Origin of the sequence: Pseudomonas sp. NPDC090755, assembly GCF_044769005.1 — a bacterium.
In the GTDB taxonomy this organism is placed as follows: Bacteria; Pseudomonadota; Gammaproteobacteria; order Pseudomonadales; family Pseudomonadaceae; genus Aquipseudomonas.
This window is the reverse complement of sequence record NZ_JBIVXC010000005.1, coordinates 230023-243721: the sequence shown is the minus strand read 5'-3', so window position 1 is coordinate 243721 and position 13699 is coordinate 230023. Positions and strand designations below refer to the sequence as shown.

Here is a 13699-nt window from a genome sequence, read left to right as displayed (position 1 = left end):
TACAGGAAATTGCAATGAAGAAAATGAAAGTTGTAACAGTGGTGGGTACTCGCCCGGAAATCATTCGCCTGTCGCGGGTGATGGCCAAGCTCGATGAGCACTGCGAACACATCCTGGTGCATACCGGCCAGAACTACGATTACGAACTCAACGAGATCTTCTTCCAGGATCTGGGCATTCGTAAGCCGGACCACTTTTTGAACGCAGCCGGCGCCACTGGCGCAGAGACTATCGGTAATGTGATCATCGCAGTCGATCGCGTGCTGGCCGAAGTCCAGCCCGAAGCGCTGCTGGTACTGGGCGATACCAACAGCTGCATGGCCGTGCTCCCAGCCAAGCGACGCAAGATTCCTACCTTCCACATGGAAGCGGGTAATCGTTGCTTCGACATGCGTGTGCCTGAGGAAATCAACCGCCGCATCGTCGACCATACCGCCGATATCAACCTGACCTACAGCACCATTGCCCGCGACTATCTGTTGCGTGAAGGGCTGCCAGCGGATCGCGTCATCAAGACCGGTAGTCCGATGTTCGAAGTGCTCAATCACTACCGTGAAGGTATTGATGCTTCCGACGTGCTGACGCGCCTGGGCCTGGAGCCTGGCAAGTTCTTCGTCGTCAGTGCGCATCGGGAAGAAAACATCGACTCCGACAAGAACTTCCTGAAGCTGGTGGACGTGCTTAACTCGGTTGCCGAGCAGTTCGATTTCCCGGTCATCGTATCGACCCATCCACGTACTCAAAAGCGCGTCACTGCGATGGGCGTTACCTTCCATCCCAATGTGCGTTTGTTGAAACCGTTGGGCTTCAAGGACTACAACAAGCTTCAACTCGAAGCCAAGGCGGTATTGTCCGACAGCGGAACGATCAACGAAGAAGCGTCGATCCTGAACTTCCCGGCCTTGAACATCCGTGAAGCCCACGAACGTCCGGAAGGCATGGAAGAGGCCGCGGCAATGATGGTCGGCCTGGAAACCGAACGCGTGCTGCAAGGCCTGAACATCCTGGAAAGCCAGGCGCGTGGTGAAGAGCGCAGCATGCGCCTGGTCGCCGACTACAGCATGCCTAACGTATCGGACAAGGTTGTGCGTATCGTGCACAGCTACACCGACTACGTGAATCGTGTCGTCTGGAAGCGCTACTGAACCGGGTGTATCAATGGCTGACGAGAAACTACGGGTTCTGGTAGTTACGCAGTACTTTTGGCCGGAAAATATGCGGATCAATGACCTGGTCCGCGATTTTTCAGAAAAAGGCCACGAGGTCACGGTGCTCACCGGGTTGCCAAACTACCCGGAAGGCAAGGTATTCGATGCTTACCGTAACAACCCAGCGGATTTTGACACCTACGCCGGTGCGAAGGTGGTTCGCGTTCCGCTGTTACCGCGTGGCAAGCGTGCGATACAGTTGGTGCTCAACTACCTGTCGTTCTTCTTGATGGCATCCACGCTGGGTGCCTTCAAATTGCGCGGCCGCAAGTACGATGCCATCTTCGTCTATGCCGTCTCACCCATCATGGCTGCCATTCCGGCAGTGGTCATCGGGCGATTGAAGCGTGCGCCGGTGTTTGTCTGGGTGCTGGACCTCTGGCCGGAAACCTTGCGGGCAGTGAATGTCCTGCACAATCCCAGATTGTTGTCGCTGGTCGGCAAGCTCGTTTCATGGATCTACAACCGCACCGATTACCTGCTGCTGCAATCCCATGGCTTTTTTGACAATGTCCGTCAGTATTGCACCAGGGCTATTTCCAGCGAACGGTTGGTGTATTTCCCAAGCTGGGCAGAAGATGATTTTTCGGCTCCGGCTCCCCAGCAGGGCAACCTGATTGAGCATGATCCTGAGGTTTTTACCGTCGTGTTTGCCGGTAACCTCGGTGAAGCGCAGGACTTTCCGGCACTTATTGACGCTGTGCAGGCCCTGCGGGAAAAAGTGAAAGTGCGCTGGGTGATTGTCGGCGATGGGCGTATGAGTGAATGGTTGCAGGCTCAGGTCGATAGCAAGGGATTGGACAATGTCCTGCTGCTGGGGCGTCATCCTCTTGCTGCGATGCCCGGCTTGTTCGCCCAGGCGGACGCGTTGTTGGTATCGTTGCGTACCAACGATGTATTCGAAAAGACGATCCCGGGCAAGGTTCAGGCCTACCTGGCATCCGGTCGTCCCATTCTCGGCATGATCAACGGCGAGGCTGCACGTGTCATCAAGGAATCCGGCGCCGGCCTGGCGTGCAATTCCGGTGATGCGCAGGGACTCGCGCAAATCACGTTGCAACTGGCGACAACCTCCGTCGAGCAACGTCGGGAGATGGGGGAGGCCGGGCGTCAGTACTATTGTGAGCAGTACTCCAAGCCTGCGTTGTTGGCGCGATTGGAGACGCTTTTCCGTGATGCCACTTTACGCAAGGCAGAGACATGATGTCGCAATCCATATTTCTTACGGGTGCTAGCGGTTTTGTCGGCAGAGCTGTTCTGAACCGCCTGCTGGCTGACGGCGTGCCGGTTGTTGCTGCGCTACGTGGTAACAGCCAGCTGGCCGGTGTCTCGGTGCCTGTCGTTCGTTTCGACAACCTCGATGCAGAGCATGACTGGGGTGACAGTCTGGTCGGTTGCGACGTCGTCATTCACGCGGCCGCCAGGGTCCATGTGATGAACGATACCGAGGCCGACCCGCTGGCGGCGTTTCGAAGGGTCAATGTCGATGGCACACTTGCGCTCGCGCGTCAGGCAGCAGCGGCAGGTGTAAAGCGTTTCGTCTTTATCAGTTCGATCAAGGTCAATGGCGAAGGCACGGACCTCGGCCGTCCTTACACGGCCGATGATGTTCCGGCACCTGCAGATCCTTATGGCATCTCCAAGATGGAGGCTGAGAAGGGACTTCAGCAATTGGCCAAAGACTGTGCGATGGAAGTGGTCATACTGCGACCGGTGCTGGTTTATGGACCTGGCGTCAAAGCCAACTTCCTGGCGATGATGCGCTGGCTGGACAAGGGCGTACCACTGCCCTTTGGCTCGATCGACAACCGTCGCAGCCTGGTGGCCCTGGATAACCTGGTGGATCTGATCGTGACGTGTACGCGTCATCCCGCTGCCGCCAACCAGACCTTCCTGGTGAGCGACGGTGAAGATCTATCCACCACACAGTTGTTGCAGCGCATGGCGCGAGCACTGGGCAAGCCGGCACGATTGCTGCCGATTCCTGCCTGGGTGTTGAAAACCGGCGCAGCCATGCTGGGCAAGCGTTCACTCTCGCAGCGTTTGTGTGGATCGTTACAAGTTGATATCGACAAGACCCGTTCGCGCCTGGGTTGGGTACCCCCTGTCAAGGTGGATGACGCGTTGAGTCTGGTTGCACGGCAGTATCAGGAAAATAAATAAAGATGAATGTCTGGTGGCTGTTTCCGATTGTCTTGTTGGTCTCGTTGTTGTTGACAGGTGCGCTTCGGCGCTATGCGTTGGCCAAGAGCATCATCGACATTCCCAATGCACGTAGTTCCCACTCGGTTCCAACACCGCGGGGCGGTGGCGTAGCCATTGTCATTGCGTTCCTGTTGGCCATTGCGACGTTGATGGTTGTCCGGGGCGAAGACCTTTCGGTGTTGATAGCGCTCGCCGGTGCAGGGGCGATGATCGCCATTCTCGGGTTCATGGACGACCATGGGCATATCGCCGCTCGCTGGCGACTGCTCGGGCATTTCATCGCATCTGCCTGGGTATTGGGCTGGCTGGGCGGATTGCCGGCACTTGAAGTGTTTGGCCTGACCCTTGATCTGGGTTGGTTTGGTGCCATTCTGGCAGCCGTCTACCTGGTCTGGTTGCTCAACCTTTACAATTTCATGGACGGCATTGACGGAATCGCCAGTGTCGAGGCCATTACGGCGTGCCTGGGGGCCTGCCTGTTGTACTGGGTCGGCGGTGTCGCGCATCTGGCTATCCTGCCGTTTTTGCTGGCAGTGGCGGTTGCCGGTTTCCTGTTCTGGAACTTCCCGCCAGCGCGGATCTTCATGGGCGATGCGGGCAGCGGGTTCCTCGGTATCATGTTGGGGGCGCTATCGCTGCAGGCGGCCTGGGCGTCATCGCAATTGTTCTGGTGCTGGTTGATCCTGCTCGGTGTCTTCATCGTCGATGCCACCTTTACGCTGTTGCGTCGCCTCTCGCGTGGAGACAAGGTGTACGAGGCGCATCGCAGCCATGCCTACCAGTTTGCTTCTCGCCAACATGGCAGGCACTTGCCGGTTACCCTGGCCGTGGCGGCACTGAACCTGTTCTGGTTGCTGCCGGTTGCCTTGAGCGTGATGTTGCTGGGAGTCGATGGTGTGCTTGCTCTGATCATCGCCTATGTGCCGCTCGTTGTTCTGGCCGTGCGTTATCGTGCAGGGCAACTCGAGTAGACCTGACGCAGGACGTCTCATCTACAGTTCAGGTTGCGGGTAAGGTCAATTCAAGGTTTTCAGAGGGAATATGGATAAAGTGCGCGCGTTTTTGCTGAGTATGCCACGTCGTCAAAAGCGCCTCCTGCAAGTGCTTACAGATATCCTGCTGGTGTGGGCGGCGCTGTGGCTGGCGTTCGTGGTGCGCCTGGGTATTGAAGAGCTGGCCAACCCCTTCCGGGACCACCTCTGGCTGTTCCTCTGCGCACCGGCAATCGCGATCCCGTTGTTCATCCGCTTCGGTATGTACCGCGCCGTCATGCGTTACTTCGGTAACGATGCGCTGATTGCAATCATCAAGGCGGTCAGTCTTTCGTCCCTGATTCTTGGTTTTATCGTTTACTGGTCCAGCAATCACCAGCATGTCGTACCGCGGTCGATCATCTTCAACTATTGGTGGTTGAGTCTGGTGATGGTCGGTGGACTGCGCCTGGCCATGCGTCAGTACTTCCTCGGTGACTGGTTTGTTGCGACGCAGCATGTGCCCTTTGCCAGTCGCGAAGACGGGTTGCCGAAAGTTGCAGTGTATGGCGCCGGTGCTGCGGGCAACCAGCTGGTGGCGGCACTGCGCATGGGCAAGATGATGCGACCGGTTGCATTTATCGATGATGACAGCAGCATCGCCGACCGGGTCATTTCCGGATTGCAGGTCTATAACCCGAGCCAGATCAAGCGCATGATCGATGTCACGGGGGCTCAGGAGCTGCTGCTGGCCATTCCTTCGGCCACGCGCGTACGTCGTCGTGAGATCCTCGGTTTTCTCGAAGGTTTCCCGCTGCATGTACGCAGTATCCCGGGCTTCATGGATCTGGCCAGTGGCCGGGTCAAGGTGGATGACTTGCAGGAGGTGGATATCGCCGACCTGTTGGGACGAGATGCCGTGCCTGCCCAGGAAGACCTGCTGGCCCATTGCGTCTCGAACCAGACCGTACTGGTTACCGGGGCAGGCGGGTCCATCGGCTCGGAACTCTGCCGGCAGATTCTGACCCTCAAACCCAAGGTTCTGCTGTTGCTGGAGCACAGCGAGTTCAATCTCTACAGCATCCTGTCCGAGCTTGAACAGCGTGTAGCGCGCAAATCGTTGTCCACGCGCATCCTGCCGATCCTGGGTTCGGTACGTAATCCAGCCCAGTTGCTGGATGTGATGACCACCTGGCGCGTCGATACGGTGTACCACGCCGCAGCCTACAAGCATGTCCCCATGGTCGAGCACAACATCGCCGAAGGGGTCTTGAACAATGTCATCGGCACGCTCAACACCGCACAGGCAGCGTTGCAGGCGGGCGTCTCCAACTTTGTGCTCATTTCCACCGACAAGGCCGTGCGTCCCACCAATGTCATGGGTAGCACCAAGCGACTGGCCGAAATGACCTTGCAGGCCCTGAGCCGTGAAATCGCACCGGTGTTGTTCGGTGACAGTGGCAACGTTTCCCAGGTCAACAAGACCCGCTTTACCATGGTGCGTTTTGGCAACGTGCTGGGTTCCTCCGGTTCGGTCATACCGTTGTTCTACAAACAGATCAAATCGGGTGGTCCCCTGACGGTCACTCACCCGAAGATCACCCGCTATTTCATGACCATCCCCGAGGCAGCCCAGTTGGTTATTCAGGCGGGGTCCATGGGGCAGGGCGGCGATGTCTTTGTGCTTGATATGGGCGAGCCGGTGAAAATCGTCGAACTGGCAGAGAAAATGGTCCATCTGTCGGGTTTGAGCGTTCGCTCCGAACGTAACCCCCATGGCGATATCGCCATCGAGTTCAGCGGTTTGCGTCCTGGTGAGAAACTCTATGAAGAGCTTTTGATCGGTGACAACGTGGTGGCCACACGGCACCCGATGATCATGGGGGCGCAGGAGGACTACCTGCCATGGGATCAGCTCAAGGAGCGATTGAACGAGTTGCTGGCAGCCATTTCCGTCGATGATTATGGGCGGGTTCGTCAATTGCTGCGTGAAACGGTCAGTGGCTATACCCCTGAAGGTGAGATTGTCGACTGGATCTATCAGCAGCGCCGCCTGGACCCTTGATTCGACGCGGTGTGCCTGGCTTGATGTCAGATTGATTCAGTAAAGAATCTACGGGCGATACCTGTTTGATTCTTCGCTCCTTAGGACTAGGTTTCAAAAGCAGCCAAGGAAAAGCTGCCATTTGAAACCAGTCCAAGGAGTGCTACCCCATGCGCAACACCGTCCTTTCCTACCTGCTGCTGCCCCTGTTCGCCAGCGTATCCTTCTCGCTAAGTGCAGCGCCTGCCACCACACCCGCTACCAGCCCGGCACCTGTTGTCGCCTCCCAGCAGACTGACACGCGTCTTGACCTCAACAGCGCTGACGCCGGCACCTTGCAATCCACCCTCATCGGTATTGGCAAAACCAAGGCCGAAGCCATCGTCGCCTATCGCCAGGCGAACGGCCCCTTTACCTCCGTGGATGAACTGCTCGAGATCAAGGGCATCGGCAAGGCCCTGCTTGACCGCAACCGCGACAAACTCACGGTTAACTGACGCCACTGTTCAGGCCGATCATCGATCGGCTTGTCCTCAGTGAATGCCTTTGGTCGGTTGGGGTTGTTAAAATATTATGCTGGTAATATTTTGTTTCGACGGCCTCAACCCATCATTGCAAGCCTGTGGAGATCAACGCTATGACTGACGTATCGATTGCACCTACCGCGCTCGTTACCGGTGCTTCTTCGGGGATTGGCGCGGTCTACGCTGAGCGACTGGCGGCGCGCGGACATGATCTGCTGCTGGTTGCGCGTGATCGGCAGCGGCTTGAAGCCCTGGCAGCCGATTTGCAAGCGCGCCACGGCGTGAATGTCGAGGTGTTGCAGGCCGACCTTGCCCAGCCGGCGGATCTGGCGCGCGTGGAGCAGCGTCTGCGTGACGATGCCGATATCGGTGTGCTGGTCAATAACGCGGGGATTGCCATGCACGGCACCCTGGCCGAGGCAACCGGGCAACAGATCGACGCGCTGGTTGCGCTCAACATCGTCGCGGTCACCCGCCTGGCATCGGCAGCGGCGGCCCGGTTTGCCCAGGCCGGCCGCGGCACCATCATCAACCTGGCGTCAGTGGTGGCCCTGGCACCGCAGCTGTTCAACGCGGTGTACAGCGCCAGCAAGGCCTATGTGCTGAGCCTGACCCAGACACTGCATGGAGAACTGAGCGACAAGGGCGTGCAGGTCCAGGCCGTGTTGCCAGGTGTCACCCGCACCGAGATCTGGGAGCGAACTGGGCTGGATGTCGCGCAGATCGATCCGCGGATGGTCATGGAGGTAGGGGAGATGGTCGATGCGGCCCTGGCTGGGCTGGATCAACAGGAAGTGGTGACCATCCCGTCATTGCCGGATGTCGCCGACTGGCAGGCCTACATCAAGGCGCGGGACGCACTGGGACCAAATTTGTCGCGCAGTTCGGCCGCAGCACGTTACAAGTGATGTGAGAGGGCGGGCGGAGCGCTCAGCGGTCCTTGGCGTCCTTGGCATCCATTTCGGCATTGCGTTCGTGAATGCGCTTGAGCTGCTCCTCGGTCAGGGGCAGCTTTTTCGCGGTGTCGCGTAACAGCATCAGGCCACCAACAATGGAGCCGATGGCCAGGACCAGTATCAACCAGGCATACCAGGGCATGGGGTTCTCCTCAGCAGGGTACTGATGCCGCTGCTTAACATTTGGGCAAATACGCCATCCATTGGTTCAATTATAGGGACACCGGCGCCGCCGGGCTAATTCGCGATCTTCGGCCCCCCACGGGCCGCTGCTTCGTTTACAATGCGCGCCGTTCAAGACTTGCCAAGAGACCAGCCCATGTCCGCCTGCCAGACGCCCATCATCGTCGCCCTGGATTTCCCTACTCGTGACGCCGCCCTGAAGCTGGCCGATCAGCTTGATCCCGCCCTGTGCCGGGTCAAGGTCGGCAAGGAGCTGTTCACCAGCAGTGCTTCGGGCATCGTCGAGACCCTGGTCGACAAGGGTTTCGAGGTATTCCTCGACCTGAAATTCCATGACATTCCCAATACCACCGCCATGGCCGTCAAGGCCGCTGCAGAGATGGGCGTGTGGATGGTCAATGTGCACTGCTCCGGCGGTTTGCGCATGATGGCGGCCTGCCGTGAAGAGCTGGCCAAGCGCAGCGGTCCGCAGCCACTGCTGATCGGTGTGACCGTGTTGACCAGCATGGAGCGTGAAGACCTCGCCGGCATCGGCCTGGATATCGAACCCCAGGAGCAGGTGCTGCGCCTGGCCGCCCTGGCGCAAAAGGCCGGTATGGACGGGCTGGTCTGCTCGGCCCTGGAAGCACCGGCCCTCAAGGCAGCGCATCCGTCCCTGCAGTTGGTGACCCCGGGCATTCGCCCGGCCGGCAGTGCCCAGGATGACCAACGCCGCATCCTCACCCCGCGCCAGGCCCTGGACGCCGGCTCCGACTACCTGGTGATCGGTCGCCCGATCAGCCAGGCCGCCGACCCAGCCCAGGCGCTGGCTGCCGTGGTTGCCGAAATCAGGGCTTGAGCACCAGCTTGCCGAAATTTTCCCCGCTGAACAGCTTGAGCAGTGTCTCGGGGAAGGTTTCCAGGCCGTCGACCACGTCTTCCTTGCTCTTCACCTTGCCGGTTGCCAGCCAGCCAGCAATCTCCTGCGCCGCCTGGCCATAGTGGGCGGCGTGGTCCATGACCACGAAACCTTCCATGCGCGCGCGGTTGACCAGCAGTGACAGGTAGTTGGCCGGCCCCTTGACCGCCTGCTTGTTGTTGTACTGGCTGATGGCACCGCAGATCACCACCCGCGCCTTGAAATTCAGGCGGGTGAGCACGGCATCGAGGATGTCGCCGCCGACGTTGTCGAAATAGACGTCCACGCCTTTCGGGCATTCTCGTTTCAAGCCTTCCAGCACATCTTCGGCCTTGTAGTCGATGACCCCGTCAAAGCCCAGTTCGTCCTTGAGGTACTGGCATTTCTGCTCGCCTCCGGCAATGCCCACCACGCGGCAGCCCTTGATCCTGGCGATCTGTCCGGCAATGCTGCCCACGGCACCGGCGGCCCCGGAAATCACCACGGTTTCACCGGCCTTGGGCGCGCCGACGTCGAGCAGGGCGAAGTAGGCGGTCATGCCGGTCATGCCCAAGGCCGACAGGTAGCGCGGCAGTGGCGCCAGGGTCGGATCGATCTTGTAGAAGCCCTGGGGGTCGCCGAGGAAATAGTCCTGCACACCGAGGGCACCGTTGACGTGGTCGCCGACGGCAAAGCCCGGGTGCTTCGAGGCAATCACCTGACCGACGCCGAGGGCGCGCATCACCTGGCCCAGGCCGACCGGCGGGATGTAGGACTTGCCTTCGTTCATCCAGCCGCGCATGGCGGGGTCCAGGGACAGGTAGAGGTTTTTCACCAGCACCTGGCCTTCAGCGGGTTCGCCCACCTCTACCTGCTCGAAGCTGAAGTCATCGCGGCTGACCGCCCCGATCGGGCGTTTGCTGAGCAGGAAGCGGCGGTTGGTTTGGGCAGTCATGGCAGGGCCTCTGAAATGAAGGGCAAAGTCTGTTGATAGACCCTCACAGGCGATCCGGCAAGCTGCGCAGGCGTTGCGAATGCCGGGCGATCGATGACCGTGATCCCCAAAGGCCCGACAATAACCGGTAGCGATACCCCCTCAACCGGCGCCCTGATGATGCTGCCAATCGGCGGCGCTGCCTGACTAGACTCCTGGCCACAGACTTCACTTTGTTGCAGGAGCCAACGATGAGCATGACGTTTTCCGGCCAGGTTGCCCTGGTCACCGGTGGTGCGGCAGGTATTGGCCGGGCCACGGCCCTGGCGTTCGCCGCCGAGGGATTGAAGGTGGTGGTGGGCGACCTGGACGCCGCCGGCGGCGAGGCGACGGTCGAGCTGATCCGTAGCGCCGGGGGCGAGGCCCTGTTCGTGGCCTGCAACGTTACCCGCGAGGCCGATGTGCAGCAGTTGCTGGCGCGAACGGTTGAAGCGTACGGGCGACTGGACTACGCCTTCAACAACGCCGGCATCGAAATCGAACAGGGGCGCCTGGCCGAAGGTAGCGAGGCCGAGTTCGACGCGATCATGGGCGTCAACGTCAAGGGTGTCTGGCTGTGCATGAAGCACCAGTTGCCCTTGTTGCTGGCCCAGGGTGGTGGCGCCATCGTCAACACCGCGTCGGTCGCGGGCCTGGGGGCGGCACCGAAGATGAGCATCTACAGCGCATCCAAACATGCGGTGATCGGCCTGACCAAGTCGGCGGCCATCGAGTACGCCAAGAAGAAGATCCGGGTCAACGCCGTGTGCCCGGCAGTGATTGACACAGACATGTTCCGACGCGCCTATGAGGCCGACCCGCGCAAGGCCGAGTTTGCCGCGGCCATGCACCCGGTCGGTCGGATCGGCAAGGTCGAGGAAATCGCCAGCGCGGTGCTCTACCTGTGCAGTGACGGCGCCGCCTTTACTACGGGTCATGCGCTGGCGGTGGATGGTGGGGCTACCGCAATCTGAGCGCCGCCAACTGGCCTGTCGACAGGGCCTTGTGGCTGCGCCACAGGGCCAGGCCAACCAGCAGGCAGCCGATCAGAAGCGCCAGGCCGAACACCAGCAAGGCGGCACCAGCGCCGAGGCGGTCGACCAGTAATCCGGTGAGGATGACCGGTAAGCTGAAGCCCAGATAGGCCAACAGGAAGAAGCCTGCGCTGGCGCGGGTCTTTTCCTCGCCCGCCAGGCTGTTCACCGCTGACAGGCCACCCAGGTAGATAAAGCCATAGCAGGCGCTGCTGGCGGCGATGGTGCCGAGCAGTACCGCTGCCAGTTCGCCGGAGTCAGCTCCCCAGGCCAGCAGCGCATAGCTGCACGGCAGCACCAGCAGGCCGACTGCGGTTGCTCTTGCCGGGGGCAGGCGGCGTGCCAGGGGCTGGAACAACAAACCGCAGCTGATCACGCAAAACGTCGAAAATCCGGACCAGCTGGCCAGCCCATGCTGCTTGAGGATGGACGGCAACAAAGCGATCACCAGCCCGACACACGCCCAGGCCAGCAGGATCGCCAGGCCATAGGCCAGGCTGCCGCTCGGGTAGCAGGGCAAGCGCAGTAGCGGTGTCGTACGGGGCGCGCGCTGATCAGGCAGGCGCCAGACAGCGAGCAAGACCAGGGCGGCAAGCAGCAGGTGCAGGTAGAAGCTGCCGGGGCGCAGGTCGGGGCCGCTGAGCAGGAACACACTGGTCAGCGCCGCCCCCAGGCCAAAGCCCAGGGAGGTACTGGCGGTGACCCAGGTGGCGGCACGACGGTTGTCGCTGCCGGGCATCAGCTCGCTCATGTAGGCGGTTCCCGTCGCCGATGCCAGCGCGGTGCCTGCGCCGAGCAGCAAGCGCGCCAGGCCCAAGGCTTGCAGGCCGGGCGCCAGCAGCATGATCAAGGTGGCGAGCATCGACAGCCCCAGGGCCACCAGGATCAACGGTCGTCGACCGACCCGGTCGGCAAGGCCACCCAGCAGCAGCAACACCGGCAGTACACCCAGTACATAACCGGAAAAGGCAATTGCCGTTGCCCCTGCACCCTGTCCGGACAGTTCGGCATAGGCCGTGTACAACGGCGCCTGCAGGTTGACCGCAAAGGTGATCAGGCACAGGGCCAGGGCGAGCAGGGCAGGGGAGCGCAGGGTAGGCATGGGTAACTCCTTGTCGATGGCGCGACTATCCACCTGGGGCCTGCTCTGCCACAAGGCACACCCGTTGTGGATTTGTGGTTAACTGTTTGGACAAAAACAGCGAACACTTTGCCCATGAACCTTACCCTCGATCGTCAGTCTTCCACGCCGCTGGTGCAGCAACTGGCCGAGCAACTGCAAGCCTGGATCCGGCAGCGACGCTTGCGGCCGGGTACTCGGTTGCCATCGATTCGGCAACTGGCGCGAGAGCAGGGGGTCAGTCAGTCCTGCGTGATCGAAAGCTATGACCGCCTGGTGGCCGCCGGCTGGCTTCAGGCGCGCCATGGCGCCGGTTTTTTCGTGGCCGAACAGCGGCTCGGCGAACCTGTGCTCGATCAGCCGCTGCGCGACGAGGCCTTCGACGGACGCTGGCAACAGTTCAATGACGACCAGGCCGGGTTGCTCAAGCTCTGTTGTGGCTGGGTGCCTTCCAGCTGGCGCGCCAGCGAAGCGATTGCCCAGGCTGTGCGGCAGGTCAGCCGGGGGCCGGTGGAAGACCTGATCGACTATTGCCCACCCCTGGGCCTGGCCAGCTTGCGCAGTCAGTTGCACAAACGCCTGGGGCTGGTCGGGGTCGAGGTGGGGGCCGAGCAGATCCTTACCACCCAGGGGGCCAGCCATGCCCTTGACCTGCTGGTGCGGGCCCTGCTCAAACCCGGTGACAAGGTGCTGGTGGAAAGCCCGGGCTACTACAACCTCTACAACCTGTTGCGCCAGCACGGAATAGAAATGCTGGAGATGCCGCGGACCGCCACCGGCCCGGACCTGCAGGTGCTGGAAGACCTGTTGCGGCGTCATCGTCCACGCTGCCTGTACATCAACAGCCTGTACCACAACCCCACGGGCAGCAGCCTGACACCCAGGGTGGCCTATCGCTTGCTGGAGCTTGCCCGGGAGTACGACGTGCAGGTCATCGAAGACGATATCTATGCCGACTTCCAGGACGGTGCGGTCACGCGCCTGGTCAGCCTGGATGCCGAGCAGCGGGTAATCTACCTGGCCAGCCTGTCCAAGACCCTGAGCAGTTCGCTGCGGGTGGGCTATCTGGTGGCGGCCCCCGCGCTGATTACCCGCCTGGCCGAGTTGAAGATGGTTACCGGCCTTGGCACTTCACGCTTTACCGAACAGGTGGTGGCGCAGATGCTGGCCAGTGGTACGTACCGCAAGAGCGTCTCACGCCTTCGCCTGCGCCTGGCCCAGCACATGGCCAAGGCGCTGGGACAGTTGGAGGCATGCGGCTGGGAGGTGTTTGCCGAGCCTTACGGCGGCATGTTCGTCTGGGCCCGTTGCCCGGGCCGGGATTTTGCCGCGCTCGATCGCGACGCCCGGGCCTGTTCGGTGTTGTTGGCGCCGGGCAGTGCCTTTTATCCACAGGGCGTCGCCAGCGACTGGCTGCGGATCAATGTCGCCTATGCCCAGGATCAGCGCGCCCAGGCATTTTTCCAGCGCACAAGGCGACCTCCGCCGTCCTGAAAACGACTGGATCGTAGCTTTTCGCCATTATTGCGGCGCCAACATCTTGTGCCGGCACAGTCGTCGTTGCCACTCTGCGGCTTTGAGTCTTTACCGTGTGTCGGGCGACA

13 protein-coding genes are annotated in these 13699 nt (G+C 60.7%); 10 read left to right on the top strand and 3 right to left on the bottom strand.

Going from position 1 to position 13699, the window contains the following annotated elements:
- Positions 1–14 precede the first annotated feature (14 nt).
- The 7 genes from wecB to ACIQUS_RS10935 all read left to right on the top strand — a co-directional run bounded on the left by wecB (position 15) and on the right by ACIQUS_RS10935 (position 7860).
- Positions 15–1145, top strand: a complete 1131-nt coding sequence (wecB, locus tag ACIQUS_RS10965; protein WP_403046647.1) for a non-hydrolyzing UDP-N-acetylglucosamine 2-epimerase — start codon at positions 15–17, stop codon at positions 1143–1145.
- A 13-nt stretch (positions 1146–1158) separates the two neighbouring features.
- On the top strand, positions 1159–2412 hold the full coding sequence (locus ACIQUS_RS10960; RefSeq protein ID WP_403046624.1) for a glycosyltransferase family 4 protein: 1254 nt from the start codon (positions 1159–1161) through the stop codon (positions 2410–2412).
- Positions 2412–3371, top strand: a complete 960-nt coding sequence (locus ACIQUS_RS10955) for a UDP-glucose 4-epimerase family protein (protein ID WP_403046804.1) — start codon at positions 2412–2414, stop codon at positions 3369–3371. Before ACIQUS_RS10960 ends, ACIQUS_RS10955 begins: the two co-directional genes overlap by 1 nt.
- Positions 3372–3373: 2 nt before the next feature.
- Positions 3374–4384: a glycosyltransferase family 4 protein gene (locus ACIQUS_RS10950; RefSeq protein WP_403046621.1), complete on the top strand. Its 1011-nt coding sequence runs from the start codon at positions 3374–3376 to the stop codon at positions 4382–4384.
- Between the two features lie 70 nt (positions 4385–4454).
- Entirely contained in the window at positions 4455–6449 is a 1995-nt protein-coding gene (locus tag ACIQUS_RS10945; RefSeq protein WP_403046619.1) for a polysaccharide biosynthesis protein, read from the top strand.
- Positions 6450–6598: 149 nt separating this feature from the next.
- Positions 6599–6925 carry a ComEA family DNA-binding protein gene (locus ACIQUS_RS10940; RefSeq protein WP_403046615.1) on the top strand — a complete coding sequence of 109 codons (327 nt, stop codon included), beginning with the start codon at positions 6599–6601 and terminating at the stop codon, positions 6923–6925.
- Between the two features lie 140 nt (positions 6926–7065).
- The gene (locus tag ACIQUS_RS10935) at positions 7066–7860 is read left to right on the top strand and encodes an SDR family NAD(P)-dependent oxidoreductase (RefSeq protein ID WP_403046613.1); all 795 of its coding nucleotides are present in this window, start codon (positions 7066–7068) and stop codon (positions 7858–7860) included.
- Between the two features lie 22 nt (positions 7861–7882).
- Here the strand turns inward: ACIQUS_RS10935 and ACIQUS_RS10930 are convergent, their stop codons facing one another.
- On the bottom strand, positions 7883–8050 hold the full coding sequence (locus ACIQUS_RS10930; RefSeq protein ID WP_403046610.1) for a DUF2897 family protein: 168 nt from the start codon (positions 8048–8050) through the stop codon (positions 7883–7885).
- A gap of 177 nt (positions 8051–8227) precedes the next feature.
- On the opposite strand from ACIQUS_RS10930, the gene pyrF reads away from it, so the two are divergent.
- Complete coding sequence (gene pyrF / locus ACIQUS_RS10925) at positions 8228–8929, top strand: orotidine-5'-phosphate decarboxylase (protein ID WP_403046607.1); 702 nt, start codon at positions 8228–8230, stop codon at positions 8927–8929.
- Here pyrF and ACIQUS_RS10920 read toward each other — a convergent pair.
- On the bottom strand, positions 8919–9923 hold the full coding sequence (locus ACIQUS_RS10920; protein WP_403046604.1) for an NADP-dependent oxidoreductase: 1005 nt from the start codon (positions 9921–9923) through the stop codon (positions 8919–8921). The two genes, pyrF and ACIQUS_RS10920, sit on opposite strands and share 11 nt — an antisense overlap.
- Before the next feature lie 230 nt (positions 9924–10153).
- Here ACIQUS_RS10920 and ACIQUS_RS10915 point away from each other — a divergent pair, with 230 nt between their 5' ends.
- Positions 10154–10915 carry an SDR family oxidoreductase gene (locus ACIQUS_RS10915; RefSeq protein ID WP_403046602.1) on the top strand — a complete coding sequence of 254 codons (762 nt, stop codon included), beginning with the start codon at positions 10154–10156 and terminating at the stop codon, positions 10913–10915.
- On the opposite strand, the gene ACIQUS_RS10910 is transcribed toward ACIQUS_RS10915, so the two are convergent.
- A complete protein-coding gene (locus ACIQUS_RS10910) occupies positions 10902–12077 on the bottom strand; it encodes an MFS transporter (protein WP_403046599.1) in 1176 nt (391 codons plus the stop codon). The genes ACIQUS_RS10915 and ACIQUS_RS10910 overlap by 14 nt on opposite strands.
- Positions 12078–12191: 114 nt before the next feature.
- Here ACIQUS_RS10910 and ACIQUS_RS10905 point away from each other — a divergent pair, with 114 nt between their 5' ends.
- Positions 12192–13589, top strand: a complete 1398-nt coding sequence (locus tag ACIQUS_RS10905; protein WP_403046597.1) for a PLP-dependent aminotransferase family protein — start codon at positions 12192–12194, stop codon at positions 13587–13589.
- The last annotated feature ends 110 nt before the right edge of the window (positions 13590–13699 follow it).